Raw genomic sequence first — 24830 nt, forward strand, 5'->3', positions numbered from 1 at the left:
GAATATTGCCAGGCACATTCAAGCGCCCGACGCCGGTCGGGCGCCTATCAATCCGAATGGAAACGGAGTTCTCATGAGCAATAAACACTTGGAAAACCGCCTGGTTTTCCCCATGCAGCGCGGGCCTTATCAGAACAATGGTGCTTCGCCTTGGTATTGCACGCTTAAACTCGGCACCCCTGGCCAACCGCTCAAGTTCGCAATCGATTCAGGCACCAACATGAACTGGATCACCTCGGCATTTTGTCCGGCCAACCAGTGCGTGCATTCTGCCGGTGGCCGCTTTGACGCCCAGTCTTCCAGCACCTTTGCCTTTACCGATTGCCTGCAGCGGCCTTACAGCTTTGGCCCCTGGGGCACGATGCAGGTGGAGTCCGCCTCGGACGTTTTGACAATGCCTTGCGGTACGCCACTGGAGACGCAACTGCTGCTAGCCACCGCCTACGACGGCGAACAATTCAAGCAACTCGATTGGGACGGCGGCCTGGGTTTACCTTGCAGCAGCGCTTACGTCGAGGGACGCAGCTCCTTTTTACTCCAGGCATTAATGCGTGAAGGCCAACTGTCTCCCGCCCATCCCTTCGTCGCATTTGATTGGGATAACCAAGCCCGCAACGGCACTTGCCAAATGGGCGGCGTGGACCCCACGAAAACCCAGGGCCCGCACCTATTTTTGGCATGGTCGGCCTACAGCACCTTAGCCGGTGTGGAATACATCTGGTCGGCCGACCTGAAGTCCTACTCGGTCGGCTCAGAGCTAATGGCCAGTAACCTCAAGTTTGCGCTCGACTCAGGCTCTTCGCAGTTCAAAGGGGATGACGGTCTAATGCGCCGGACCCTGGCGCGTATTGCGCAGGGAGGAGAACCCGACATCGTGCTGGGGTTTGCCGACGGTGAGATCACCTTGGGCGCCAACCTCTATAACTGCCTGATCGAAGAAGGCCCACAAAAAGGCGAGCGTTTGCCTCAATTCGCTCCATTGGGCCTGGCTGACCTTGTGCTGGTGGGGTCGCTGGTGATGGAGTACTGCTACACGGTGTACGAGTATCAAGTCGTGAAATGCAGTCATCAGGTCTATTCGTTAGCCCCCGTAGGCATGTGGCTGTTCAATCGTGCTGAGGGTCCGCAGATCATCACGCGATCGTCATCGAAATATTTCACACCTGAAGCGCGTTCAATCTCCAATGGAAAACTCGCCCTCCCGGGCCCTTCGATTGAAACCGTATCGGTCGCCGGCACCTGGAAGAACGACTACGGCTCAGTCATGAATCTGGCGGTGTCGGGACAGCACATTTATGGCACCTATCACTCCTCGACAGGCTCAACGGGCAAGTATTCGGTGAGCGGCGTTTCCTTGGGCGCGGCCCCTGACCGTGAAAAAAACCAACCCATCGCGCTGGCCATTAACTGGCGCGATCTTGGCGCCGAGCCCTGTGACCCCAGCTGGAACTGGACTTCCGGATTGAGCGGGCAGTTGAGTGTGACGGCTACCGGCGAAGTGCTGACTTTGTCCCACCTGTTGGTCGCAACCAGCGAGTTCCCTGAACTTGCCGGCCCGGGAACCTATGTCGACAAGTTGGTCTATCGTCGGCTAGAGAAACAACGACGCCTTGAGCCCCCTTCGCCACCGCCGCTGTTACCCGTTGAAAATGCGCTGGCGGGCAGTTGGGTCGCGGGCGATGGAACGTCTTTGGTATTGAGCGTGCAAGGCGACAGCACGCAGCGCATGGGTATCGTTCGGGGGCGGCTGACGTGTCCGGGCAGCGGGGCTGATTCAGAGGTTCGCGGCTTTACCGACATCAATGCCGTCGCCAGCAAACTCCAGCGCCAATCCGTGAGCCTCACCGCCGCCGAGGCTGCGGACCCGAAGGTGTGTGCCATATGCGGCGCCCTGGAATTGGCGGAAGACGTGCTCGATCTGCTGATACTGGCAAGCGCTTCAGTCGCGCCTGCAAATGCCTACCTGGCAACACAGATCTCATCGATACGCTTCACTCGCGCTACTTGACCAACCTCTTTTCCTTCGACGGTCTGTAGCCAAAATACGCGCTATAACACTTGCTGAAATGACTCGGCGAAACAAACCCGCACGCCACCAGCACCTCCACCTGCGACAACTCGGTGTGTTGCAACAACCGGCGAGCCTCCGTCACCCGCAGTTCCATGTAATAGCGCTGCGGCGTGGTGCCCAGTTGTTCCTTGAACAGCCGTTCGAGCTGACGGCGGGAGCGGCCGGCGTAGACGGCGAGCTGGTCGAGTTCCAGAGGCTCTTCGAGGTTGGCGTCCATCAGTTTCACCACCTCGCGTAACGGCGCGCTGACGCTGACGTTTTCCGTCGGTTTGATCCGCCGGTAGCGGGACTCCTCGAAGGCCAGGATATCCTCGATGCCTTCGACCAACGCCTTGTCGTGCAGGCCCTTGATCCAATCCAACGCCATGTGGAACGCCCCGGACGGGCTGGATGCGGTCAGGCGGTCGCGGTCGATGACATACGGCTCGCTGGTGACGTGGGCAGCCTTGGACACCTCCGCCAGCGCCGGACGATGTTCGGGGTGGATGGCGCAGCGGTAGTCCTGCAACAGGCCGGCACGACCTAAAAACCAGGCGCCGTTCCACAAGCCGGCAAGGCTGACGCCCTGCTCGGCGGCACAGCGCAGCAGGTGGATGAAGTCGTCGCTGGCCTTCAGCTCGGTGCGAAAGCCGCCGCAGATCACCAGCAATTCCAGCGTTTGCAATGCCGCCACGTCGAGGCGTGCATCGGGGCGGATCACCAGGCCCAGGTCGCTGATGACTTCGCCGTCACCCCAGCCAAACGTGCGCGATGCGAACAGCTCGGGACGCAGGAGATTGGCGGTGACCAGGGTGTCGAGGGTCTGGGTGAAGGCCGGCAGGGAGAAGTGTTCGAGCAGCAGGAAGCCGACGCGGGTGGCCGACGCCGACTGGCCGGAAGGCTCATTGAGGTAGCGCAGGTTCTTGCCTTTCATGCCGCCGCTGAATTGACGTCTTTCCATCGAGGGTTGGCCCTCTCTTATTGTTGAGGCTGTGGGCGCCATCTTAGGGGGAAATGCAGCGGCTGTCTCAGGTAGCGCGCCATACCCTCAAGGCCTGGCTCACACGCTGATCTTGATAAACCCGGCCCTCGCCAACCCCCCAGGCCAAAGCCTTGCGCAGGCATCTGATACGGTTTTTTCTTTGCTATCTGCGCCTGTATCGAAATTTCAACGAGGCGGACAATAGGGCCACTCCCGACACCCTTGTCGAGCGCGGCAGGAATGTTCCGGCCGCCCCCTTCCCTTCGGAGGCCTTATGACCAAGATGGCAATTTTCCTGTTTGGCTTTTTGGTGCTGACCATCGGTATCGGTCTGCTGGCGACCATCTCGCCCGTCTGACGTCAACGCAGCCCCTCTCCAACAGCATAAAGACTGACAGCAGGCGGGTGGACATGAAGATGGAGCGGCATGCAAACGGGGGTACATGTCTGTGACAGATGCCTTATCCGTCTGAGCAGATCGACCTAAAATACATCGAGGTACGTTGAGTCTGCCCTTTCACAAGGCTTTCACAGATGAGCGTCTAATGTTGTTTCAGCTCCTAGAGAAACACCTTTTAGCCCGCACTCCCCATCGCGGGCTTTTCTTTGCCCGTGATTTAAGCCAGGCAAAAAAAAGCAAGCCACGCCTCATCAAGATGAATAGCGTGGCTTGCCCTGATAAGCCGCTACTTAACGCGGGCCGGGACCGCCTGGGCCGCCATGGCCGCCGCCCTGACCGTGTCCACCACCACCGCCACCACCACCGCCCGGTGGCATGAATATCCAGCAGCCCGACAGGGACGATAACAACGCGACAATCAGTGCCGCCTTAGTTAGGTTGTTCAACTTCATCACAAGACTCTCTATCCACAAGCTTTAATGCTCAATGGATAAGACCGTTCAAAATGAAGTGCGTCACGCTTATCGTGTAACTTGATGGTAGGGATTGTGTTGTAAAGGCTACAAATACCTGGCCGCTATAGACTGATTACCTGGATCGGATCACTACCGTGGATGCGAGCATGTCGCCTAGACGCTTGCGTGAACCAAAGAAAATAAAAATCCAGTCCAGAACACTCAGAAAGGGCGTCGTGATATTGCGCATAAACGATTGGAATAGATTGCAGCCAAGGTAGCTGCGCTCATCGATCACCGACATCCCCAGCAGCTTTTTACCCAAGCTTTGACCGTTGGGCAGAGCGTCGGAAAACAGGTAGTACGTCGCAGCGGCGCCCACAGCCAGAACCCCTGCCACGTCAGACGCAAAACCAAAAACCTCAGCCGTGCGCCCTACCGCGAATAACAGAAAGAAGGTCATCAGCGAGTCGATACACTGACCGCCCAAACGCCGCCCGAGACCGGCCAGGTTATTGGGCTTGCGGTATTCATTTTGGGTGTTGTTGCCTTCCATGGGGTGTTATTCCATTCGTTTTTAGGTCAGGTATTGGCAGAGGCAAAAAAGCCGGTGTCGATTTCGGTGATTGTTGTGGCAGGCGCAGTTTAAGATATTGAACGCGCCCTCGCTCTGGAAAATTTATCAGCAACAGCTGATTCCCTCTTCCCAAAATGGTGCGAGGCTGAGCATCATTCCCCCCCTGAGTCCATCCAAACTTTTTGATGCTAAGGCTGCTTGAAATGCGCAAAGCCAAAATAATGTCCATGATTTGCTTCTGCCTGACAGTGTCCGGCTGCGACAAGGTTCAAGAACTCGTGAAGGCCAACGAACATAAAAAAGAAATAAATACCAACTTCACGCAAAGCCAGGCACTTCAAGACAATGGAAACAGTACTGAAGCCATTGAAAACTTTAAAAAAATTGAAGCCGACCCGGCGACCAGCAATCAACAAAAGGCATCCGCCTTACGATATATATCCCTTAGCTACTATGAGTTAGGTGACTACCAGCGCTCGGGAGACTATGCGGCAAAAGCTGCCAGCTATTACCCTGCGGGCTCCTACGACTATCTCGTCAACATGGCAGATGCGGATCTGATGCAAGGCAGAATCCCGACAGCTCGAGAGCGCCTGGAAAAAGCGGTCAGAATCAACCCTCGTCAACTCGCGGCGAATAACGTACTGGGTCTCTTATATATGGGTGACAACGGCAAACAGTACGCTGACTTCGACAAAGCCCTGGTATTTAACCAAGCGGCTTTTGATATTGCGCCAGGGCGAATAACTCAAATAGTTCTGGTCCGAAATCTAATAAAGGTCGGCCAATACTCAACGGCGCAAACAAATCTGAATGAGCTAAAACTCAAACATCCAAATGACAACCGTCTCCGCTCGCTACAAAACGAGTTAGACACCTCAAGAACCGAGCCAAAAAAGTAGCAGACGCTTACTAAACATTTACACGGCCGATTTTTTAGCCGAAACCAGGGGCAAAAGGCCCAACACTATCTGGGCCTGCTTCGAAACAACTACTCTGCGAGAGACTGAGCGCCTGGCGCTGCTTTCTTGAGTGCAACCTTTGGATCGGGCACCTCCACCCAACCCTTCTTCAAATACTCGTCAGCCACGATTTTACGTATCAAAAAGCAGTAAATGATGGGCAATCCGGCGATAGGGATAGCCATCCAAGGCGGACCGGCAAAAATACCCAAGCCTATGGCGATACCCCAGATTAGCAAGTGCCGCCAAAGGCCGGCGAAGAGCAGATAGATCGCACCGAGAAAGAATATCGCCAGAACCTGAAATGCATCGACCTCTTCAACTTGGTCACTGCCTGGTTTTTTGAAATAGCGGGCCATTGCACTGTCCTTGTGGGTATTAATTGCGACGAATCTAACACTGGAAGCCAGATGCGAAAAGGCCAGCGCTAGCTGCACTCTGGTTTCGATCAAAAAACCTTGGGGTTGCGGAACATTTCCCAAATCACAGGCAATAAAAAACCCCGTAGACGTTAATCTACGGGGTTTCTAAGAGTGGAGGCCGAGGTCGGAATCGAACCGGCGTAGGCGGATTTGCAATCCGAGCGTGAAAATCAAGTGGGCTGCGGCCTGTAGAGAAATTACGTTCCGAAACCATGGCAAAAAATATGCCCTGGAGACCGCGCAGAATGCGGACTCTACTTTTTGTTTCGGAACTGTTTCAAACCTCCCCCGGCGTCCTGCCGACCGAACACAAACACCCCAAAGAACACCGACTGCTAAGCTGTTCACTCAACCAGAGGACCGCCGATGCCCAACTCAGACCTACTCCCCTCCCTACTCTCCAAGCTCTACGAAAACCAGCTGGCCCTTGAGGCGTCCATCATGGAGATCTCGAACTGGGTCGAGCAGCGTGGCTCCGCCGATGTGGCCGAGAACGTGCGCGGCGCTCTGCACACAATCGATGAGAACGAAGAGTTCATCAAGCTTACCCTGGCCGTCCTCATGGCTCCTGAGTGATCAGACGGTCAGCGGGCTATCGCCCTGACATACGCCTGGCACGCCCGCAGCGCGATCAATCCTTGATCGCCGTCACCGGTAATGGCGAGAATTCGTTGAGCATGCGCTGGGTCAAGTTGGGCTCGCGCGGCTCCATGAACCACGCCGACGGCGCCGGGGGCGGCAGGCACGTTGCAGCCACTAGCTGAATCCGCGGCGTCGAGAAGGACTGACAGCCGGACATCAGAAGTGGCAAGGCGATCGCGCAGAACAGCCTGGTTGCGTTGGGCATCGGATAATTCCCTGGTGTGTTGTTGGTCCTGGCCGGCGAGCTGCTGCTCCAGGGCCAGGCGCTTGTCGGTCTCGGTGCGCGCTTGGGCGGCGGCGGCATTGGTGATCTCCGCCAGGTCGTCCTTGTGCAGGCCGGCCTGCTCGGAGAGCTTCTTGCCCATGCGCCAGTCCTGCACCTGCCAGGCACCGCCAAAGCCGATGACCATTGCCAGCAGGATCGCGGCCAGGATCTGCCCGGGCGTCACGACATCACCCCGCCCGCCAGCCGGTACTGCTTTAGCAGATCCTCCAAGCGGTGTTCGCGCTGCCCGTATCCCGCGCCGGGCAGGCTGGCCCAGATGTTCCGGCACTTCGCGATAGCCGTTTCGATCCGCCCGACCACCACGTCGGCCAAAGCCCGGCACTCGCGGATGTGCTGCAGCGCCAGAAGGTCTTGGCTGATCGGGCTGAAGTCCGGCAGCTTGAGCAGCGCCTTGTAGTGCGGCCAGTCCTTCAGCATCTGCTGATAGCGGCCGGAAGCATTGGACGTCAGCCCCTTGCTGTTGACGACCTTCGACGCGCGCCCCTTGGCGAACGGGTGATCGGTGAAGTCCTTGAAGACCTCGGGCTTACGATCGGCGCCGGTGACGATCACGTCGTAACCATCCATGGCCGTGGCCGGAGATGTGCTGGTGCCCTCGCTCCAGGCGAGCATGTCGAGGAACGCCAACGCGTTACGGCCGCCGGCGAGTGATTCGGAAAGTCGTGCCATTGCTTTTCTCCAGGCAAAAATAAACCCGCTCATGGCGGGTGGTGGCATTCGGTATCGAATCAGGTGGGCGCTATAGGACGCTTGCTGATGTCGGGGAAGTCGGGATTGGTCTCGTTCCAGTTGCTGACCTGGCCTCGATACTTCAACCACTGCTTTCGGGTGCCGGGCAGAAGATCTACAGGAGGAACATCCGCATCCGCCTCTTCGATGGCGTCCAATTGGCGTGCGATTACCGGAAGCTCGGCGGTACGCCATGCGGCCTCAGACGCTCCCTGCAAATCGTCTTCGGTTGGGAGAGGGATAGGCTCAAGTGTGGGCACTCCAGACTCATCTAAAATAATGCTGTTGCCTTCTCCTCGCCCGTCAAGCAAGCGGCAGTATTCTTCATCACTTAAAAGAACAAAGCCTTCTTGCTGGTCGGATTGAAACGTCATCGTCTTGCAGTCGAAATACATATCAAATTCCTTTCGCATACCAGGTCACATTGACAGGAGTAGTGGCGTGCCCTGATGCAATCTTGAACTGACTCAGATTCATAGGGATTGCAGTATTGTTGGCCTCTGCGCCGGCGCCCCGCCCATCCATAGCGGTCGTCGCAAGAAACAGCCTTACCCCCGTCAAAAATGGTGTATTGAAAGAAAATGTAACTCCCGCAGCAGCATTGGCGACACTCACCGTCCCCCACTGCTCGATAGTCCCATCCGAATACTTTATCCACCCGTTGGCAGACGTGCCGCCAGTCGATGTAATGCTCAGTTTCGAGCTCAACGCGGCAGAAAGCACGGAGTTATCAGTAGGCGCTCCAGACAAGCTTGAGAAAGCACCCTCCGGCGCCCAACCACCCCATACTCCGCCGCTCATGCATCGGATCGCCCTGAGGTTACTGGTTATTCCGAATGCCTCTTGGGTTAGATATGCACCAGCGCCATGCACGGAGACTCTGATATATATTGGTCCACCCGAGAAAGACGGCGGGCCATTAGTATAGGTGGCATTCAGCGCATACAAGCTCGACCGTTGCAGACTGTTACAGTCCGTACCGGCGCCCGCCAGTATTGCAACTCCGCCGTTCCATCCGGCATGGCCGACTTGCAGAACCTCTCCCGACGTTGAGCTGTTACCGGCCGCTTTTGGCAAGCCTAAAGCGGCCTGCGCCGTGACCTGGGTTTTGCCCCCGGTTCCGCCCTGCGCCACAGAAAGTGCCGTGGTCAGGCCGCTAAGAGATGTGATGTCGCTGTTAGCGCCTGCCGACGCCTTATTTGTAACTGAACTGGCAGCCGCCTGTGCGACGGCCGCGGAGTTTGCCGCATTGGTCTCGCTGGTTTTTGAAGAGTTCTTATTAGCCAGAGCCTCGCTCGCACTCTGCGCCGACTGGTCCTTTGCGGAAGCCGCCGTGGCAGCCGAAGAGGCGGCAGCATTTTTGCTCTGGGTGGCCGATGCCTCCAGCACTGTTACTGCATCCTTTGAGGCAGTCGCAGAAGCTGCGGCAGCCTGAGCCGCGGTGACCTGTGCTGTCATGTCGGTAGCGGTGCTGGCAATCACCTGGGTGGCCGCACGCAAGGCGTCAGCCGAATCCTTGACGTAACCCTGCATGGGCGCTAACGAGTAACTGCCGGTCGCCACGGTGGCGCCTTGGTAAGTGGGAGAGATCGAAAGCGCCGTATCGCTGGCGATATTGGTGACTTCGTACCATCCGCCATCGGGCCCACGAAAGGCATCACCTACACGCGAGTTCGCGATGAACGACGTGCCGGTGCCGATCACCGCATTGCTACCAGACGCGACACTGACAGTCCCAGTTTTGTACCAGCCCATACTTTTCTCCAGGCAATAAAAAACCGCGCATGGCGGTTGTAGAATTCAAACAGTTATTGCTACGTTTATGAAACGGGCTTCGCAAAAACTACCGGCATATACAACGCCGCCGGAAGGTCGACACCTACTGCCTGAATAACAAGGCGATTATTATTATACTCCCAAACCGCGTATACATTGCCTTGCCTAGACGTGACCCCTGCTATATCCATAGCAATGTTATTTAATAGCATATAGTCGCCAGTATCTAACGGTGATGATGCAGTCCAGCTATATCTGTACTGCCCCGATCCAGGGGGATAACCTACTGAGCCAAGATATGCCCAACTTGTAATAGTTCTTGTAAATTGCGCACAAGGCGTGCCGCTATCAAATAGAAGTTTGGATGAGGCATCCCACAAACGAAACCCATACGCAGCCGTTGGCTCTGACTTGAATGCTGCAGCAAACCAATTTCCAGAAGTCGCCTGACCCACAATCCCTACAAAGGAAAAGCCTGTCCATGCTCGCGCCGATCCATGAATCAAGCAGAAACAAAGTAAGTTTGACTGACTTGGCCTGACGAATACCAGCGGTGGTTCGTCAGTTGTAATCGTCTTTGCGAACGGCACAAACACTCCTGAGCCGCTGCCATTCCAGGTGCCTTTCTCAAGTACAACAAGCCTCGAGAGCTCAGAGTCAAGCGTCACAACATCGGAATTATTGGTAAAAGTAACTCCATAAGACATTAGCGATACCTCATAACTAAGAGCCTTTGTGGGCTTGAACCAGTGGGCCCAGTAGAGGCTGCTGGACTTCCGAAGTAAACAGTAACCCCTCCAGAGTTTACAATTGGCGTGTATTGAATCGCTGTCCACATTTGGGCCGTTGTGTCATAGGCAGCAATAGGAACGCAGACTGCCGAATGTGTCGATGGGTTGACGCCAGGAATAGCTATAAACCGACTGCGACCGCTCGACTGGACTATCTCTGAATAAACAATCCTTACAGTAAAAGAATTTTCATCCAGCTCCAGGAGGCCGGTCGGCCCCCACACTCTTACCCCGTAGTTCATGCGGAAAGGTCTCCCCACTGGTAGCGCTTGGTTCCGTTCTCGTCGAAGACCTTGCCGCCTGCGTTATTGATTACCTGCCGCGCTTGGCCACCGAAAGCGCTGTTAATTTCAAAGGTCCCGTCGAAGAACAGCTTCCAGCCGGAAACGCCCGCTACGTAGTTGTTGGACGCAATGAAATTGCCGATTTTGGCGTTGGTGATCGTGCCGTCTTGGATGAACGCCGAGTTCATGAACACCTGCCCGCCTTGCACCGCAAACGGAACCGAGATCGCGCCGCCGGCAATAGTGTTGACGATGGCGAACCGGTCCGCGCTGACCAGAAACTGGCTTTGCAAACCCGCGGGGCCATTCTCAATGCTCAAACCCACCCCGGCGGTTATGTACTGCCCGGTCACGGAGTTGTATTGCATCTTTACCGACCAGGACAGGTTCACCTTGTCGCCGATATCGCTGACGATCTGGGACTGTGTCTGAATGTCGGAGGTGTTCCCCTCGACATCCGTGTGCAGCTGCTGGATGGCCAGGGCCGTGGCCTCGCGATCCGTGACCACGACGCTTTCCAGATCGGTCACAGTGCCGGCGACGTCGCCCACCGATGCGGTGAGTTCGGTCTGGCGCTGCACCATGGCCTCGTTCTGCGAAGCGCGCGTCTTCACTTCCTGCGCGAAACTCGCCGAGGCGTTGTAGCCCTGGAGCGCATCGGCCAGATCACCCTCCCCGGTGTCGTCACGATAAGCAGACTGCAAGGCCTGAAGGCTTGACGCCTGGGCCGTGACCACGCCGTCCAGTTCGGTAATGCTGGTGGTGTTGATCTCCACCTGGCGCGCGAGGCCGTTGGCAGTGACCACCGCCTGGCCCACGTCCTGCCAGAAGATGGCGTTCGGCGGAGGTGTATCGACGGGGACCATGCCAGTAGCCTGATAGATCCGCTTGCCCACCACTACCAGGTCGCCCTCGAGGTAGGTTTGCTCAGGGTCGTAGGCAGACAGCCCGTCGAGCGCATCGATCTGCGCCTGCAGGCCCGGGATCTTGTCGATCTCGTCGTTGATGTCCTGACCGAGCTCGGTCCGGCCGATCTGCCCAGCGATCAACTCCAGCACCGGTGCAGCATCCGAACTGGCCTGCCCAATCACACCATTGCCCACCGGATAGAACTGGCCAACGTTGCCGGTGCGGTCCACCAGGCGAGCCCAGAAGAACAGGGTTGCGCCAGCTAACAGCGACTGCATGCGGTAATCCGCCTGCGGATGCGCCAGGTCGGCAAGCTTGGTCGCCACCGACAAGTCATTGGCCGGCCCATACCATAGCTCGGTGCGCTGGGTGTCTTCGGCGCCAGCAGGAAAGCCCCACTTGATGCCGATGCCGAACAGTTCGCTGGTAGTGGTCAGGAACGCCACCGCCGGCGGCAGGCCAACCTTCCCTTCCAGGTTGGTCAGGTTGGAGCTCTTCCAGATCGAGGAAATCTCGAAGGCGCTCACGGACCGAACCCGGGCCACGTAGGCGCCGGAGTAAATGCCAGTGACGTCGACGCTGGTCGAACCGGTACGCTGCACCTTGATCCAGTTGCCGCTGTCCTTGCGCCACTCCACGTCATAGGCGACTGCACCGGTCACGGCGGGCCACGAAATGTTCATGGTGCTAATGGCAATGCCTTGGTTCACGGCGTAGCTCGACGTCAGTGTGACGCTCGCCGGCGCCGGAACGACGGTGATCGGCACGACGCTGATTGCGCGCTCTTCCAGGCGCGCGCCGGTGTCGATGTGCGCGAACTTGCTCGGGTCATACTGCACGGCCGAGATCTCGAACACACCAGGCTCCGGCCGGGCAACGCTCACCACCCGGTACAGCGGGATGGCGAGATCGTCGGCATCCAGCGCCCATACCAGTTCACGCTCAGGCGCCACTGAGTAGGCCACGGTAACGGTGACCTGCCGGCCGCTAACCAGTTGCACGGTGCGCCCCTCGCACTTGCCGTCGGGCAGGTTGAGGATCAATCGATCGCCGGGCTTGGCCTGGGTGTCGCGGTCCAGCGTGATGACCTTGCCGTTCACAGCAGAGATGCGCCCGCCCACCGGCCGACCGGCCAGGAGTTCGTCAGCGATCGGGATCACGTAGCCAGGCAGAGGAATGCGCCCGTCGAGGCCGACCTTGAAGGTAACGGCCCGGTCCTTGGAGTTGGTGAGCAGCGCCCACTTGCCGCGGCGCTGAGCCTCCGACTCGCGGGTGCAGCCGATGGCACTGATCTCCAGCGGATTATCGCCGTAGCGGCGCTGCAGCTTGGCATCCGTGACGGCAGTGACGTCGGTGTCGTAGTTGTTCGACGGGTTATCGTAGCTGATCAGCGCTCGGCTGTACCGGGTGCGCTCCGACGCGCTCGAGTAAGTGAACTTGCCGTCGATCACATTCGCTCGGGTGTAGGCGAAGTCGAAGTCGGTGGCGCGCGGCATATCCGACAGGGTGAAGACCTGGCCCTGGGCCCAGTAGGTCATGCCCCGGTAGATCGCCGAGATATCGCGCAGCAGCGACCAGGCATCTGCCTTGCTCTGCAGGTTCAGGTTGCAGATGAAGCGCGGCTCCATGCCGCCCTTCCCGTCCGGTACCAGTTGGTCGCAGTACTGCGAGATGCGGTAGAGCTCCCACTTGTCCACCATCCACGGCTTGATGCGACGGCCAAGGCCGAATCGGTCACTGGTGGTGATGCCGTATGTAGCCCAGGTCGGATTGTTGGTGTAGGCCTCTTTGAGCGTTCCGTCCCAGATACCACTGTATGTCCGCGACACGGGGTCGTAGTTGCTTGGGACCTGCCATTTACGGGCCTTGCAGCCGACGGTTACCGCCGGAATGCTGCGGAACTGCTCGGCCGAGAATTCGATGTAGAGCAGCGCGGTGTTCGGATAGCGAATCTTGGCGTCGATCACCTCAGTGAAGCCCGCGATCTGCATCGTGTCGGAGATTTTGTTGTTGTTCTGGTTGATCGTCAGACGGGTTATGCGCATCAGCCAGCCGGTGGTGGCCCTGGGTAAATCGATACGACGGGTGCGCTCATAAGTGCTCGTGGTCTTGCCGTCGACAGCCTCACTCAGCACCTGCTGATAAGCACCGCCGTCGGTGGCGAGCTCAACTTTGTACTCAATCCGGTAGCCGTTGATGTTGTTGCTGGCATCCACAGACTGGAGCGCCGGCCAGGCAAAACGCACGCGCACAGCCGAAAGCTGGGTGTTACTGATTGCCCGAACCCACGGTGTGCCGCTGCGCAGTTCGGTACTGATGGTGGTTTCGTTCTCGATCGAGGGGATGCCCTGGATATAGGTCTGGTCCAAAGCGCCGGTGCGCCACTCCCACTTCACGTTCGGGAAGTTCATGTTGCCCTGAGGATCTTGCAGCGGGGTGTTGTCGAGATAGATGTCGCGCGCGGTGGGCGTGCCTTCGAACTCACCCTCCCCGATGGCAATCAGCATCTTGGCGATGGCAACAGAGCGCAGGCTATCCGGGGCTTCCGTTGGCGTTTTTGCTTTCTCTTCGCCGCCCTTGGCGCCGTGGATATCAATCTTGCGTGCTGCGCCCATGCTTTCCTCCAGGCAATAAAAAACCGCCTCTTGGGCGGCTGCAGTGCTGCGGGTTTCTGCTACATCTGGTCTTCGGCATAGATGGCGGCGCTGATAATTGCGCCACCCCACCGGCGCTCACCTATGCAAAGCGGTACCGGATTACCGGACGCGGTGGTGTTCTTTGCGCTGCCGAAGGCATAGCCGGGGGTGTTCTCTGGCGCGGCGCTGGTCTTGAGGCCGCCGGCCTGGGGGCTGAGCATTTGGATCACGCCGCCAGCGACCAGACCGATGCCGGCGGGAGCCAAATATGGTGCGGTAACCGGGAAAACATAAGAAATAGCGAGTAGCACTACACCAACGATTGTCTGGAGAATCCCAGCCCGTTTGCTACCAGTAATTACCGGCGCAATGCGGATGTCGCCTTCTCCGCCAAAAGCGAGCTCGCCCTCTCCAATATTCTTTTTCCCCCTGAACACCGCGAACTCAATCCCTCGAGACTTCGCATTCGACAAGAACCGCTCGAAGCCAGGAACCTGCACGCAGAGGGCCTTGATCGCCTCGGCGGTCGTTCTGACCGACAGTTTGAAGGAGCGACCGAACTGGCGTAGCTGACCGAAAAGCAGGATGGTGGTGAGTGGCTGGTATTCGATTGCGAGCGCTGCCATAGTTTTCTCCGGACGTGAAAAAGCCGCCCGAAGGCGGCTTGATGTAGTTGTTCGTTACAGGCAGTCGCGAACTGCCTTTTCAATGGCTGATCGACCGTAACCGGGCGCCCAGGACAATCGCTGATAAAGCGCGATGCTGCTGCCATTTGAGGATTGATTCACCTCAAGAAGCTCCTCGGCCGTCGAGTCCGTAGCAACGATGAGCCTATAACCAGTCGAGGTTTCGGCCATCGTGGCTCCTGAGCGAGCATCCTGCCATTTGGGCATGACGCAGAGGGCATATTGTTTCGGCGCCTTACTCGACGAGGCGCTGATGGTTGCCTTTCCGCCTTTGAGGTCGCCAGGTGTTGTGCACCCCGCCAGCATCGCCACCGCTACCGCTATCAAAATCCGCATGTCGTTCCCTCTTTGGTTTGGCGGGACTGTAGCACTGAGCACGAGCCGATTAAATTGGCCCTCTCTGCGAATTTCGATTTAAGTGGATGCGGAACGTGTAGCCACTCGCTATCATCGCCGATTTGGCTATGAATTGAGAGAATTTAATGAGCGGTTCTAATTGGGTTGCTGTTGTATCGGTGATTTTCACGTCATTGACAGCAGGGTATGCTACTTACGAAAACAACCAAACTAGTAAAGAGCTAGAAAAGTTAAAAAAAGAGCAATACCTGTCCATGGAAGAGATCAAATCAAAACAAGCCATTGAAAACTTAACCCTAAACAAAAAATATGAGGCTAGAGCTCGTTATTGTGATAAAGCACACTCTATCTACAAAGACTTGATTGATGCCGTAGGGTCCACTAATGATAGAAATCTAGAAACACAGAGGACAGCAAATAACATAAAGTCCAACCTCACCATTCTATCTTTCGCTTATTTAGACGAAAACATATTTGAAAACTTTCAGAATCGTAAGCCCGACACTGGTTCTCCGGATGACGCGATACTCGCAGCTTTAGCAACTCAAATCAGGGCATGTGCAACCCTGTAACTGAGGGGACTATTAGTGGTTCTATCTGCTCCAGCAAGTTACCGCGCGGTGCCTGAGAATCAGGCGCGTCCGGTCATACCAGGGGCCGCCAAAGACGATGATCTCGGAAGGCCTGCCATACAGGTGGTGAAGCAGGAAAGGACCAGGGCCGAAGGTTCCTGACTCCTCACCTCGTAGCGAAGGATCGTTGCCCAGGTATATGCCAGCGTGGTTAGGGTGAACCGTGCGCCCAACCTGCATAACGATCAGATCCCCTCGCTGTGGCCGGTCGACACGTACAAAGCCCGCGGCCTCGTAGTTCGCCTCGTACAGACTTGCGTTCTCTGCGCTCTCCCACCAGCCATCGGCGCGCTGGAAGGCTTCGAACTCAAGCCCCCACTCACGCTGATACCAGTCGGCGCAGACCTGCCAGCAGTCCCAGGCCCCGTGTACGAACGGACGCATGAGCAGCGGAGTGCTGCCCATTGGCGTGATCGACCTGAGGTCGCCCTCGGGCCAACTCAGAATGTGCCAGGGCAGATCTGTGGCCTCGCACATGGCCAGGTCGTGCGGTGACGGCCTGCTGGTGGCGTCCGGATGCGAGTGAACGATCCCGATCACCTCGCCCAAATCTTCCGCTGCAGCATAATCCTCTGGATCAAGCCGAAACTCTTCGTTTGGCGCCGTGGCGATGTTCCGGCACGGGAAGTACTTTTGCGCGCGCCCGACGCTCAGCAGCAGGCCGCAGCACTCTTTCGGGTACTCGGTTGCAGCGTGCGCCTGGATCGCAGCGATGATGTGCTTGCGCATGGTCAGCTCCTCGCGATCAAGCTGACGGCGGGGAATCCACCGAAACTGAGCTCGTTGTTCTCGCCAAAGCGCAACTTGCACGACGACAGACAGCCCTTGCACTGATCTTTGGCAGGGTCATCCGTGGGATTGTCCTCGTCATCGAACATGGCCGCGCCGGTGTAGCCGCAATCCGGCCCGCGATATCCATTCGTCATGGCCCAGTGGCAGAAGGTCGTCATCTGCCGGCCTGGCAGTCCGTGGTTGTCGATCTCCCCCGGAGAAGACAGCTCCCAAACCACGGCCTCACTGTCCTCGCTGGTTTTCTGGTCGATGTACCAGATCTCCAACGCTTCCTGGGTCGGGTCTGCAGTCGGGTTGCCGTTGGGAAAGTTGGCTGCGTCCAGATACTGGGCCAGGGTCTCGCGAACCGTCAGCTTGAACTTGAGCATGTCCTCGAAGGCCAGGCACAGCGCCGTGACTCGCCCGTTCACGTTACCGGCGGCGAATGTCGGCCGCGAGGCTGTGCCGTCGCTACTCGAGGAAATCCCCTCAATCTGCACCGGCCAGGCCGCGTACTCCTCGCCCTGCCACCAGATCGACTTCGCCGGCAGATCCTCTTCCGAATGCTCGTAGGCCAGCAGCTCTTCAGGTGTGTGCGGAATGGCGTGCCCGTGGAAGCGCAGGTAATCCGCGCCGTACTCAGTCCCGTCAATTTCAAACAGGCGAATCTCGCCGCCGGGCTCCAGCTTCTGGATGTCCGTGATCAGTGCCATGGATAGGCCTCAGGGATGAAAGGTTTGCTTGAAGGTGGCGGTGATGGCGTAGACCTGGCCTCCGCGGTGAACCGGCTTGTAGCCGTTGCACTTGTAGAGGCCAAGCCCTCCAAGCGGGGGTTCCCACAGGAAGCCCTTGGCGCCCTTGTGCCGATCGAGGAAGGCCTTGATTTCCAGAACGCGAGCTTTGGCGCCGGTGAACGTGAGCGGCCAGGATTGGGACTGGTTATTGAGGCCGTCTTCGACCGACTGCTCGTACCCATCGCCGAACTGCTTGGTCCGGACGCGCTGGGTCACATCACCCTCTGCGCCCTTCTCCGTTGCCCAGGTGAATCGTTCGATTGCCATCAGCGCCCCTTGATTGCTTTGTTGATGACGCCGCCCTGGCCCATGTCCTTGTTGCGCATCTGCTGGTACTTCTGCTCAACAAACGCCGCCAGCTCCTTGCCAAACAGGTCGTAGCCAGGCGCGTCGGCGGAGGACGATGCGTTGCCGTCCCCGTCGATATGCACCTCGACATTGATCTGCGTTGCGCCGGCCCCGCCGCCCATGGCCATAACGCCGAGCTTTCCGCTCGATGTCCGGGTCAGGGGCATGATCGCTTCTTCCCCCGCCTCGCCCATGACCCCGGTTTTGCCGTTGGCCATACCGAACGCCGTGGGCTTGCTGACGATGGAGTTGGTGAACGCGCCGCCGTCGGCGAACATCTGCACCCCGCCCGACCAGGCGCCGCCCATGGCTTGCGGGAAGTAGCTGCCGGAGTAGCCCCCCGCTGAAGCGCCAAGGTTGGAAGATGCAGCGCCAGCAGATCCGGCTGCCAGCCCGTTGCCGCCGGCGGCACTGCCGCCGAAGTAACTCGCCGCCGCACCCACCAAGCTGCCCAGCAAAGCGGAACTGGCCTGACGTGTCGCGATGCGCGCCATGTCCGCCAAAATCGACTTGGTGAAGTCCGCGAACGACGCTTTGCCTGTAACGGCGAAGTTGACCAGCGAATCCTCCATGGAGCTGAAGGCATTGCCGAACAGGCTTTTCGTCTGGCCGGCGATGTTCCGCGCCGAATCCAGGTAATTGTCCCAAGCTGCCGTAGCGCCCTTCGTCCAATCGCCCTGGGCGGCCTCCACATCTGCGTAGTTCTGCCGGATCTGGTCAGTCGCCGCCTTGTTCGCATCGGCGAGCGCCTGAGATTTACGCTTGAACTCTTCCTCCGACATGTTCCGCGACGGGTCGGACTTCTGGTTGGCCAACTCCAGCGACTGCTGCGCAAACCGGTCTTGCTGGCTGTTCAGCTCGCCGCTGAGCGCGTTTTGGCGATCCCCCTGGCCCACGCCGAGGACTGCGCGCTGGCCAGCCAATTCAAGTGCCCGCTGTTGCTGCCCCAGCGCCTGGATGTAGGTGCTGATCGCGCGCTCCTGCTTGGCAAGGCGCCCGGCCTCATTGGTGACCAACACTTCAAGCTGGCTGTCGGCATCCTTCTGAGCCTTGACCATCCCTGCGCGTGCGTCAGCGATCTTTTGGTCCAGCTGGATGCTTTGCGCGGCCGACGTGGTCTTCTTGCCCTTGGCGGCCTCAAGCGCGGTGATCTCCGCCTCATAGGCTGCCGTCACCTGATCGCGCTCGTTTCCGATCAGGGCCTGGCGGCGCAGCAGGTAGTCAGCCTCGGATACCAGGCCGGCCTTCTGCGCCGCGTCCAGTTCCTTCTGGTAGTTTTTGTAGTCAGCGGCGATGGCCGCCAGGTTGTTCTTGGCGTCGTTGAAGCCGGTCAGGTCGACCTGAGAACCCGAGGCCTTCGGGTCTTTGAACTTGTCGTTGATGTTGGAGATGTTCTTGTCGATCGCCGCCTGATCGAGGCGAGAATCCTTCGGATCGACCTTGCGGATGTCTTCGAGCTGCTGCTTGTACTCCTTGATTGCCTCGGTGCGCTTCTGCTCATTCGTCCATGACGATTTGGTCAGTGCGTCGATTTTCGCCATGGACGACACTGCATCGCCCTGCGCTTTCGCTTGCTCGCTCTCCCACTTGGCGATATCGGCTTGCGCGGCCTTTTGATCCTCCAGCATGTTCAACTGGTTGGTGTAGTAATCGACCATCACCTGCTTGTTTTGGAAGACACCAACGTTGCCCTTCTGGGCTTCGGCCAGGTCACGGCGCGCCTGTTCGATATCGGCGCCGATGTCTGGCCGACCGAGATTCTTGAGGTTATCGGCGGCGCGCGCTACGGCGTTGTAGCCTTTCTCCCAGAAACTCAGGTTTTCCAGAATCTTCGGGGTGCGCTCGTTGATCGCGTCAGCGTAAGACTCGGTCGCCAGCTTTACCGCACCAGCGTGGTCGCCCTGCTCTTCCAGCGCCGTGATCTGCGAGTAAACCGAAGCTGTCAGGTAGTGGTACTGCTCGTTCAGCGCGGCGGAAGCCTTGACCGGGTCGTCGGCCAGTTTGGAAAACTCGGCGACTGTCTCACTCACCGCCTTGCCCGTGGCTTCCTGCATCGACACAGCGGCCTGGGTGACGCCAGTGAAGCTCTCGCCAGCGATCTTTCCGTTGTCGGCCAGCAGCGCGAGAACCGCAGCAGCCTGGCCGGTGGTGCCCACGGTTGCGCTGACCTGCCGCGCCATGTCGCCCAACTGCTCTGCGCTAACTCCAGCATAGTTGCCGGTGAGGATCAGTGATTTGTTGTACTTGTCCTGCTCTTCGCTGCCTTTGTAGTAGGCGACCCCAAGAGCGGCGACAGCGCCTGTCGCAAGGGCAATAGGCGCCAGCATGGCCAATAGGCCGGCGGCTGATGCGCCAGCACCTGCGCCAAGCTGAAGAACAGCACGAACACCGCTCCCCCAGTCACCAGAAGACAGCGCGTTGCCAAGCTGCGTAACGTTTTCCTGCGCCTGGCGGGTTCCGAGGCGCAGCTTGTCGAAACCGGTGGCGGTTTTTTCGAGCTTGGCATAGTCCTTGTCGATATTGCCCAGGGCTTTGTTGTAGTCGTCCTGACTCAGGCGCCCCGCATCCAGGTGCTTTCCCAGTTGCTCGACTTGAGTGTCGAGTTTCGCCAGCGCCGCGCGGGCCGGGTCAATTGCCCCCAGCAAGCCGTTGAGAGCTTTTTGCTCATCCAGAGCGGACTTGGCTAGGGCCACCTGCTGCTTGTCGAGCTGCGCGGAGATCTTCGCCGCTTCGGCCTCGCCATAGGCGCCGGTCTTGGTCAGCTTGGCGAGAGCGTCCCTCTGCTTTGCCAGATCCTGAGTGGTTTTGGCGCTGGTCGAAAGCGACTTTTCCAGCGCCTCCATTTCGTTCATCAGCGAGACGGCGGACTGCTCTGCCCGGCCACCAGCCTTCGCCATCTCATCCAGGCTTGTTTTGGCCTGGATCGCATCGGCCGAGTCGATCTTGACGCCGAGTTCTGCAATGTTCATCGACTCACCTTGAATAAGTGCCCGTGGTTACGGGCGGTTTTCCCTTTCCTCCGCCATGACGCGCAGGGCTTCGCCTTCCAGCACCTGAAGGTCAGGGAAGATTTCCGCGAGTTTCTTTTTCTTGATGCCAAGGAAGCTGGCTACGTCGCGGATGCAGCTGTAGTCGAGACCGATCGCGCCGCCGGTGCCTGCTCGCCACTGGGTAGACATTCGGTTGAACAGGAGGAAGGCCGGCCAGTTGCAGGGCCAGACCTCCACTTCCTCAACCAGGTCGCCAGGGGCAAGACCGAACATGCCGATAATCGTGTCGGGCACACTCGACGAGTACATCGCGCGGGCGGCGTCAGTCAGTTTCCCAGGCGGGCCTGGCTGTATGCGCTTTCGTAGGCCTTAACGACCGCCTCGGCGGCACCATGGCAGGACTTCACGAATGCGACGATGTTGTCGTCGCTGTATTCGTCATCGAAGCCCCAGCCGACTACCAGGTCCTTGATCTGCTGGGTTTGCTGCTCGGTGTCCACGGCAACCACTTCCGACCAAGAAGGCTTGTCGCCAAACGCGGCCCGCGCCTTATTCCGCGCCTCGCTCCATTCATCGAACAGAGCGGCAAGCTCGGTACGATCCCGGTACTTGAAAGTGAACTCGACCTTCTCGGGCTCGCTGCCAACGATAGGGATCAGCACGGGCGCATTGAACGTAGCCTTTTGCGCGATACGGATCTTAGCCATGGGTTACACCGCCGTAGTCAGGTAGCGGGTCGGCTCGGCCTGCAACGCCAAGCTGACGGTACGGGTCAGCAGGTTGTTGCGGGACACCGCTGGCTGCTTGGAGAACGACGTGTAGGTGCCGTACAGCAGGGTGTCGTTACCTGGCAGGTTCAGGCGCGCCGCTTCGATCTGCTTGCCGGCGTCCGCCTTCAACAGCACCCCGTTGAATGCCTGGGCCGGGTCATCGGCAATGGTGAGCACCATGCTTGCTGCGGATTTATCGGTGGGGATCTGCTTGCCCTGGTCATCCTCGAGGAACACCACGTCCAGGTAGTTCTGTTCGCCACCGGAGAAGGCCACGTCGGAGATTTGCGGGATCTGCACCCAGGTCAGCACCTTGCGCATCGTGCCCGCGCCGCCAGCGACCGGATAGACCTGCGTGTCGGTAGTGTCGATGCCTTCCAGGGTAATCGCCGTTGCCGTGGCTGCCTTCACGCGCACCACCTTGCTATCCAGCTTGCTCCAGCCAGACGTCAGCAGAACAATATCGCCGGCAGCGATGGTGCCGCCGACAACAGTGGCAACGGCCTCGGCGGCGTTGCTGATAGCAGTGAACGCCAGTGCGGTCGCGTAGGTTGCGGCGTGCTGGAAGGTGCCGCCGTTCGGGAGTTTGTAGCCCATGGGGTATTTCCTCTTTGCAGATGTGAAAAAACCCGCTCGATGGCGGGTTCTCGGGGTTGCCCAATGGGCGGGATCAGTTGGTGTCGGCTCGGTACAAGAACGAGACTGGAACGGTATAAGTTGAATCGCCTGTGATGCCGGGCCCTGGGTCAACTGGCGACATGGTCACCACGGTGACCGCGCCCTTCGTGTCCCTGGCATATAGCGGGAACAGGTCTGTCAGTTCTGCTGCGATTGGATTCGTCTTGGCCTTGCCGGTACCGGCCGGCGCGATGATGCTCACCTGGAACACTCCGGTGAACAGTCGGTGATCGCCGCCGAGCGTGTTGCTCGCGGTGTCACCTGGTATTGTGAAAGCGCGAAGGTAAGTCTCGCCCGCCGCCGGCGTATAGGCGGTGTTCTCGAAGACGATCTTCAGCTTCTCCGACCTGGCAGCGTTCCAGACGATGAGCTTGGCCTCGTAAATCGAAGCGATGATTGCGTGACTCATACCTGGTTGTTCCTGATGGCCTCCAGCACGATCTGCTGAAAGCGAGCCACAGTTACCCGAACCATGCCGCCGGGGGCCTGGGTTGAATGGCCGAACTCCAGCGGGATCGCGTAGGGCAAGTTGTTGATGATGTAGGCCATTTGGCCGGCGGTGAAGTCGCTCATCGCGGCAACCATTGCAGCGGTGGTTTCGGCGCCGCTCGGGTCAACCTCATCAAAGGTGACGCTCTCTACCACGCCAAGCGATATGTGCCAGTTCGCCCGGAACCGGCCGCCGACGTAGTCCTTTCCTGCCACCAGGCCGTTCACGTTGAAGTTCTGGTCGCGCTCGGTCTTTGTCAGGGGTTTGGCGTACTTCACACCCTTTCGCAATTTGCCGGCTTTGGTGAAGTTCGACTCGTTGAGGTTGATGATCGTATTGCGGACCGCGACCTTGAAGTCATAGTCGTCGGCCGCCCAGGTGTTCGCCTCACGGTGAGCAACGTTTGCGGCCCAGATCTCCGGGTTACCCACGGGAGACATTCGAATCAGGCTGCTGCCGACCTCGATGATGATCTCTCGCACGCTGGCGTCGATGGCTTCGCTGGTTTGGGCGGCGAACTCGGCCAGGCTCAGGGCGAAGCTGCCGGATTGACCGGCGCCTGCCCGGCTCAAGACCGCACCTGCAGTTCATACAGAATCGGCGTGCCGGCCGGGCTGACCTCTTTCAGCGGCGGAACGATGGACCAGGTGCGGCCCTGGGCGACCACTTTGTCGAGCAGCCCCGGCACCCAGGCCAACCCCTGCGCGGCGATCTTGAGCTTCTTGTCGCCCTGTTTGATGAGACTGTTGTTTTGGAATTCTTGGCCGGTGAAGTCGAGCAGAATGCCCTGGGCGATCTGTTCGACAGTTGCCCCCGGCGCTTCCCCGCCCGTTTCCGGGTCGTAATCGCCCGGCTCCGTCTTGCTGATGATCACGGGCTGGCCGAACTCTGTGATCATCTCCAGAGCCATCACGGCCATTTCGTCGTAGAAGGCCATGGTGGCTCCAGATGTGAAAAGCCCAGCGCGATGGCTGGGCAGTTTGAGTTAAAGCTTGAGAGGCACGCTTTGAGCCGTCGCCTTTTTCTCTGGGAACAACTCTCTCCGCTCGTTGAGTAGCAGGGTAGCGAACTGTGCGGCCTTTGAAGCCGCCAGTTTATTTGGTTCGCTTCCTATAGCAACAAGCGAGGAAAGAGCAGCGCTGGCATAAGCATCCCAAGCGTCTTTTTCATCCTGAGTCGGGTGTTTTCTGATTATCTGATGCTCTGCCATATCGACTTCCTTTTTGATGGAGTCGCAAGCCTACGCTCGATTATGCCCTCACCGCAAACAGCCCCCTTTTCTGGAGGTAGTCAGCAAACTGAGTGGCGCTCGGGCGATCCGGCGCCGCCGGCAACAGTCGGCCGCAGGTGTTCGGGATCGTCGCGTACTCGCGTGTTACCGCGCCTTCGACACGCTCCAGCGTTACAGCACCCTTGCGCTTGTCGATTGGGTCGATGTCGTCCTGATGGATCTCGGCGGCCAGGGCCATCTGGCCGTACTGGATCCGCGCCGGCAGGTAGTTGTCTGGCTTGATCTGGCAGTCCAGCTCAACACCCCGACGCGGCCAGGCCAACGCCTGCTCGCTGCTCATCTTGCGGCCTTTCCAGGTCTTGCCATCCATCGCCAAGGCAGCCCGGCGCAGCAGCGCTTCCTGCTCGGGAACGCCTGCGGGGATGACCGTGCCGAATTTCACGGCATACAAGGCCAGGTCCTCGGCGCTCGCGTAGCTTTCGGCGTCAGGCTTGCCGGTGCCGTCCTCGATGATGAGTGTCATGCGTCAACTCGCTGGAATGGTTTGAAGATTGGCCGCCGGGTCACCGGCAGCCAGCAGTATCACGCCTTGGGCAGATCAGCGACGAGCTTTTCCAAGGAGTCTTTCGAGGCATTGGCCCGGTACTGGACCTTGGCCTCATCGAGCTTTGCTTTCAGGTCGGCGATTTCCTTCGCTTCGGCATCTTCCCGACCGGCTTTGTCGACTTGCTGGAGAAGGTCGCCCACCTGCAGTTGCAGAGCCTTAACCTTTTCAGCTTCGCCATCACGCGCACGGATGAGGCTTTCCACGCCGGCGTTTACCGCCTCGAAAACCTGGAACAGGCGGCCAGCGATAGGACCAAGCTCGTTTTCGGGGCGCACCAGCTCTTGATCAGCGAATGACTCGACGATCAGTCCGACAGATTCGAGCTCGGCGCGGAAGGCGTCGATATCGATGCTGGAGTTTCCGCCATCGATCAGCAGTACCGTCGGCTGTTCCTTGATCGTCACTTCAGGCACATCGGCGGCGGCGTCATCGCGACTTTCGGTAGCACTCGCATCAATGATGCGCAAGCCATTCGCCTTGGCCAGCGCCTTCACGTCTTCCTGGTACTGGTGGAATGGACCAGGCAGATACCAGATGTTCTTGTTGCTCATGATCGTGTCCTCGCCAAGCCGGGC

At 58.6% G+C, this 24830-nt stretch carries 29 protein-coding genes; 4 read left to right on the forward strand and 25 right to left on the reverse strand.

Translation table 11 applies throughout. The features are described from left to right. The first annotated feature begins 73 nt into the window (after positions 1-73). A complete protein-coding gene (locus J2Y83_RS14060) occupies positions 74-2008 on the forward strand; it encodes an avidin/streptavidin family protein (protein WP_253396061.1) in 1935 nt (644 codons plus the stop codon). On the opposite strand, the gene J2Y83_RS14065 is transcribed toward J2Y83_RS14060, so the two are convergent. The 3 genes from J2Y83_RS14065 to J2Y83_RS14075 all read right to left on the reverse strand — a co-directional run bounded on the left by J2Y83_RS14065 (position 2001) and on the right by J2Y83_RS14075 (position 4443). Continuing rightward, entirely contained in the window at positions 2001-2984 is a 984-nt protein-coding gene (locus J2Y83_RS14065; RefSeq protein ID WP_253400392.1) for a GlxA family transcriptional regulator, read from the reverse strand. The two genes, J2Y83_RS14060 and J2Y83_RS14065, sit on opposite strands and share 8 nt — an antisense overlap. A gap of 738 nt (positions 2985-3722) precedes the next feature. Then, positions 3723-3884: a hypothetical protein gene (locus J2Y83_RS14070; protein WP_253396063.1), complete on the reverse strand. Its 162-nt coding sequence runs from the start codon at positions 3882-3884 to the stop codon at positions 3723-3725. 136 nt (positions 3885-4020) lie between these two features. Continuing rightward, a complete protein-coding gene (locus J2Y83_RS14075; RefSeq protein ID WP_253396064.1) occupies positions 4021-4443 on the reverse strand; it encodes an RDD family protein in 423 nt (140 codons plus the stop codon). Between the two features lie 224 nt (positions 4444-4667). Between J2Y83_RS14075 and J2Y83_RS14080 the strand changes: the two genes are divergently transcribed. Continuing rightward, positions 4668-5366: a tetratricopeptide repeat protein gene (locus J2Y83_RS14080; RefSeq protein WP_253396065.1), complete on the forward strand. Its 699-nt coding sequence runs from the start codon at positions 4668-4670 to the stop codon at positions 5364-5366. A gap of 89 nt (positions 5367-5455) precedes the next feature. Here J2Y83_RS14080 and J2Y83_RS14085 read toward each other — a convergent pair whose 3' ends face one another. Continuing rightward, the gene (locus J2Y83_RS14085) at positions 5456-5785 is read right to left on the reverse strand and encodes a hypothetical protein (RefSeq protein WP_253396066.1); all 330 of its coding nucleotides are present in this window, start codon (positions 5783-5785) and stop codon (positions 5456-5458) included. 429 nt (positions 5786-6214) lie between these two features. Between J2Y83_RS14085 and J2Y83_RS14090 the strand changes: the two genes are divergently transcribed. Then, positions 6215-6424 carry a hypothetical protein gene (locus J2Y83_RS14090; RefSeq protein WP_253396067.1) on the forward strand — a complete coding sequence of 70 codons (210 nt, stop codon included), beginning with the start codon at positions 6215-6217 and terminating at the stop codon, positions 6422-6424. An 8-nt stretch (positions 6425-6432) separates the two neighbouring features. Here J2Y83_RS14090 and J2Y83_RS14095 read toward each other — a convergent pair whose 3' ends face one another. The 8 genes from J2Y83_RS14095 to J2Y83_RS14130 all read right to left on the reverse strand — a co-directional run bounded on the left by J2Y83_RS14095 (position 6433) and on the right by J2Y83_RS14130 (position 14923). Then, complete coding sequence (locus tag J2Y83_RS14095) at positions 6433-6939, reverse strand: lysis system i-spanin subunit Rz (RefSeq protein WP_253396068.1); 507 nt, start codon at positions 6937-6939, stop codon at positions 6433-6435. Continuing rightward, positions 6936-7445, reverse strand: coding sequence for a glycoside hydrolase family 24 protein (locus J2Y83_RS14100; RefSeq protein WP_253396070.1), 510 nt, complete (start codon positions 7443-7445; stop codon positions 6936-6938). The genes J2Y83_RS14095 and J2Y83_RS14100 overlap by 4 nt, the downstream gene beginning before the upstream one ends. 59 nt (positions 7446-7504) lie before the next feature. Beyond that, a complete protein-coding gene (locus J2Y83_RS14105; protein ID WP_253396072.1) occupies positions 7505-7900 on the reverse strand; it encodes a hypothetical protein in 396 nt (131 codons plus the stop codon). Between the two features lies 1 nt (position 7901). Beyond that, positions 7902-9260, reverse strand: coding sequence for a pyocin knob domain-containing protein (locus J2Y83_RS14110; protein ID WP_253396074.1), 1359 nt, complete (start codon positions 9258-9260; stop codon positions 7902-7904). A gap of 65 nt (positions 9261-9325) precedes the next feature. Beyond that, positions 9326-9988 (reverse strand): hypothetical protein, encoded by a 663-nt coding sequence (locus J2Y83_RS14115; protein ID WP_253396076.1) that lies wholly within the window; start codon positions 9986-9988, stop codon positions 9326-9328. 322 nt (positions 9989-10310) lie between these two features. Then, positions 10311-13880: a phage tail protein gene (locus tag J2Y83_RS14120; protein WP_253396078.1), complete on the reverse strand. Its 3570-nt coding sequence runs from the start codon at positions 13878-13880 to the stop codon at positions 10311-10313. 59 nt (positions 13881-13939) lie between these two features. Then, the gene (locus J2Y83_RS14125; protein WP_247395566.1) at positions 13940-14527 is read right to left on the reverse strand and encodes a tail assembly protein; all 588 of its coding nucleotides are present in this window, start codon (positions 14525-14527) and stop codon (positions 13940-13942) included. A gap of 54 nt (positions 14528-14581) precedes the next feature. Then, positions 14582-14923: a hypothetical protein gene (locus J2Y83_RS14130; RefSeq protein WP_253396080.1), complete on the reverse strand. Its 342-nt coding sequence runs from the start codon at positions 14921-14923 to the stop codon at positions 14582-14584. A gap of 146 nt (positions 14924-15069) precedes the next feature. Between J2Y83_RS14130 and J2Y83_RS14135 the strand changes: the two genes are divergently transcribed. Continuing rightward, positions 15070-15516, forward strand: coding sequence for a hypothetical protein (locus J2Y83_RS14135; protein ID WP_253396082.1), 447 nt, complete (start codon positions 15070-15072; stop codon positions 15514-15516). 21 nt (positions 15517-15537) lie between these two features. On the opposite strand, the gene J2Y83_RS14140 is transcribed toward J2Y83_RS14135, so the two are convergent. The 13 genes from J2Y83_RS14140 to J2Y83_RS14200 form a co-directional block, all read right to left on the reverse strand. Further along, a complete protein-coding gene (locus J2Y83_RS14140; protein ID WP_253396084.1) occupies positions 15538-16305 on the reverse strand; it encodes a C40 family peptidase in 768 nt (255 codons plus the stop codon). Between the two features lie 2 nt (positions 16306-16307). Then, positions 16308-17060, reverse strand: coding sequence for a phage minor tail protein L (locus J2Y83_RS14145; protein WP_253396086.1), 753 nt, complete (start codon positions 17058-17060; stop codon positions 16308-16310). Positions 17061-17069: 9 nt separating this feature from the next. After that, on the reverse strand, positions 17070-17408 hold the full coding sequence (locus J2Y83_RS14150) for a phage tail protein (RefSeq protein WP_253396088.1): 339 nt from the start codon (positions 17406-17408) through the stop codon (positions 17070-17072). Beyond that, the gene (locus tag J2Y83_RS14155; RefSeq protein WP_253396090.1) at positions 17408-20458 is read right to left on the reverse strand and encodes a phage tail tape measure protein; all 3051 of its coding nucleotides are present in this window, start codon (positions 20456-20458) and stop codon (positions 17408-17410) included. The genes J2Y83_RS14150 and J2Y83_RS14155 overlap by 1 nt, the downstream gene beginning before the upstream one ends. A gap of 27 nt (positions 20459-20485) precedes the next feature. Beyond that, positions 20486-20788 carry a DUF1799 domain-containing protein gene (locus J2Y83_RS14160; RefSeq protein ID WP_253396092.1) on the reverse strand — a complete coding sequence of 101 codons (303 nt, stop codon included), beginning with the start codon at positions 20786-20788 and terminating at the stop codon, positions 20486-20488. A 17-nt stretch (positions 20789-20805) separates the two neighbouring features. Next, the gene (locus tag J2Y83_RS14165) at positions 20806-21186 is read right to left on the reverse strand and encodes a phage tail assembly chaperone (protein ID WP_253396094.1); all 381 of its coding nucleotides are present in this window, start codon (positions 21184-21186) and stop codon (positions 20806-20808) included. Between the two features lie 3 nt (positions 21187-21189). Continuing rightward, positions 21190-21846, reverse strand: coding sequence for a phage tail protein (locus J2Y83_RS14170; RefSeq protein ID WP_253396096.1), 657 nt, complete (start codon positions 21844-21846; stop codon positions 21190-21192). A 73-nt stretch (positions 21847-21919) separates the two neighbouring features. Next, the gene (locus J2Y83_RS14175; protein ID WP_253396098.1) at positions 21920-22336 is read right to left on the reverse strand and encodes a phage tail terminator-like protein; all 417 of its coding nucleotides are present in this window, start codon (positions 22334-22336) and stop codon (positions 21920-21922) included. Continuing rightward, positions 22333-22989 (reverse strand): hypothetical protein, encoded by a 657-nt coding sequence (locus tag J2Y83_RS14180; protein ID WP_253396100.1) that lies wholly within the window; start codon positions 22987-22989, stop codon positions 22333-22335. Before J2Y83_RS14180 ends, J2Y83_RS14175 begins: the two co-directional genes overlap by 4 nt. Next, the gene (locus tag J2Y83_RS14185; protein ID WP_253396103.1) at positions 22986-23354 is read right to left on the reverse strand and encodes a hypothetical protein; all 369 of its coding nucleotides are present in this window, start codon (positions 23352-23354) and stop codon (positions 22986-22988) included. The genes J2Y83_RS14180 and J2Y83_RS14185 overlap by 4 nt, the downstream gene beginning before the upstream one ends. A 48-nt stretch (positions 23355-23402) precedes the next feature. After that, positions 23403-23627 carry a hypothetical protein gene (locus J2Y83_RS14190; RefSeq protein WP_253396105.1) on the reverse strand — a complete coding sequence of 75 codons (225 nt, stop codon included), beginning with the start codon at positions 23625-23627 and terminating at the stop codon, positions 23403-23405. 40 nt (positions 23628-23667) lie between these two features. After that, a complete protein-coding gene (locus J2Y83_RS14195) occupies positions 23668-24171 on the reverse strand; it encodes a DnaT-like ssDNA-binding protein (protein WP_253396107.1) in 504 nt (167 codons plus the stop codon). A 59-nt stretch (positions 24172-24230) separates the two neighbouring features. Beyond that, on the reverse strand, positions 24231-24806 hold the full coding sequence (locus J2Y83_RS14200) for a hypothetical protein (RefSeq protein WP_232565783.1): 576 nt from the start codon (positions 24804-24806) through the stop codon (positions 24231-24233). Between the last annotated feature and the right edge of the window lie 24 nt (positions 24807-24830).

This window comes from Pseudomonas marginalis (assembly GCF_024169655.1).
GTDB classification, from domain to species: domain Bacteria; phylum Pseudomonadota; class Gammaproteobacteria; order Pseudomonadales; family Pseudomonadaceae; genus Aquipseudomonas; species Aquipseudomonas paraveronii.

Coding starts and splice junctions, on each gene's coding strand:
- J2Y83_RS14060 (WP_253396061.1), top strand. CDS start 74: ATGAGCAATAAACACTTGGAAAACCGCCTGGTTTTCCCCATGCAGCGC.
- J2Y83_RS14065 (WP_253400392.1), bottom strand. CDS start 2,984: ATGAAAGGCAAGAACCTGCGCTACCTCAATGAGCCTTCCGGCCAGTCG.
- J2Y83_RS14070 (WP_253396063.1), bottom strand. CDS start 3,884: ATGAAGTTGAACAACCTAACTAAGGCGGCACTGATTGTCGCGTTGTTA.
- J2Y83_RS14075 (WP_253396064.1), bottom strand. CDS start 4,443: ATGGAAGGCAACAACACCCAAAATGAATACCGCAAGCCCAATAACCTG.
- J2Y83_RS14080 (WP_253396065.1), top strand. CDS start 4,668: ATGCGCAAAGCCAAAATAATGTCCATGATTTGCTTCTGCCTGACAGTG.
- J2Y83_RS14085 (WP_253396066.1), bottom strand. CDS start 5,785: ATGGCCCGCTATTTCAAAAAACCAGGCAGTGACCAAGTTGAAGAGGTC.
- J2Y83_RS14090 (WP_253396067.1), top strand. CDS start 6,215: ATGCCCAACTCAGACCTACTCCCCTCCCTACTCTCCAAGCTCTACGAA.
- J2Y83_RS14100 (WP_253396070.1), bottom strand. CDS start 7,445: ATGGCACGACTTTCCGAATCACTCGCCGGCGGCCGTAACGCGTTGGCG.
- J2Y83_RS14105 (WP_253396072.1), bottom strand. CDS start 7,900: ATGTATTTCGACTGCAAGACGATGACGTTTCAATCCGACCAGCAAGAA.
- J2Y83_RS14110 (WP_253396074.1), bottom strand. CDS start 9,260: ATGGGCTGGTACAAAACTGGGACTGTCAGTGTCGCGTCTGGTAGCAAT.
- J2Y83_RS14115 (WP_253396076.1), bottom strand. CDS start 9,988: ATGTCTTATGGAGTTACTTTTACCAATAATTCCGATGTTGTGACGCTT.
- J2Y83_RS14120 (WP_253396078.1), bottom strand. CDS start 13,880: ATGGGCGCAGCACGCAAGATTGATATCCACGGCGCCAAGGGCGGCGAA.
- J2Y83_RS14125 (WP_247395566.1), bottom strand. CDS start 14,527: ATGGCAGCGCTCGCAATCGAATACCAGCCACTCACCACCATCCTGCTT.
- J2Y83_RS14130 (WP_253396080.1), bottom strand. CDS start 14,923: ATGCGGATTTTGATAGCGGTAGCGGTGGCGATGCTGGCGGGGTGCACA.
- J2Y83_RS14135 (WP_253396082.1), top strand. CDS start 15,070: ATGAGCGGTTCTAATTGGGTTGCTGTTGTATCGGTGATTTTCACGTCA.
- J2Y83_RS14140 (WP_253396084.1), bottom strand. CDS start 16,305: ATGCGCAAGCACATCATCGCTGCGATCCAGGCGCACGCTGCAACCGAG.
- J2Y83_RS14145 (WP_253396086.1), bottom strand. CDS start 17,060: ATGGCACTGATCACGGACATCCAGAAGCTGGAGCCCGGCGGCGAGATT.
- J2Y83_RS14150 (WP_253396088.1), bottom strand. CDS start 17,408: ATGGCAATCGAACGATTCACCTGGGCAACGGAGAAGGGCGCAGAGGGT.
- J2Y83_RS14155 (WP_253396090.1), bottom strand. CDS start 20,458: ATGAACATTGCAGAACTCGGCGTCAAGATCGACTCGGCCGATGCGATC.
- J2Y83_RS14160 (WP_253396092.1), bottom strand. CDS start 20,788: ATGTACTCGTCGAGTGTGCCCGACACGATTATCGGCATGTTCGGTCTT.
- J2Y83_RS14165 (WP_253396094.1), bottom strand. CDS start 21,186: ATGGCTAAGATCCGTATCGCGCAAAAGGCTACGTTCAATGCGCCCGTG.
- J2Y83_RS14170 (WP_253396096.1), bottom strand. CDS start 21,846: ATGGGCTACAAACTCCCGAACGGCGGCACCTTCCAGCACGCCGCAACC.
- J2Y83_RS14175 (WP_253396098.1), bottom strand. CDS start 22,336: ATGAGTCACGCAATCATCGCTTCGATTTACGAGGCCAAGCTCATCGTC.
- J2Y83_RS14185 (WP_253396103.1), bottom strand. CDS start 23,354: ATGGCCTTCTACGACGAAATGGCCGTGATGGCTCTGGAGATGATCACA.
- J2Y83_RS14190 (WP_253396105.1), bottom strand. CDS start 23,627: ATGGCAGAGCATCAGATAATCAGAAAACACCCGACTCAGGATGAAAAA.
- J2Y83_RS14195 (WP_253396107.1), bottom strand. CDS start 24,171: ATGACACTCATCATCGAGGACGGCACCGGCAAGCCTGACGCCGAAAGC.
- J2Y83_RS14200 (WP_232565783.1), bottom strand. CDS start 24,806: ATGAGCAACAAGAACATCTGGTATCTGCCTGGTCCATTCCACCAGTAC.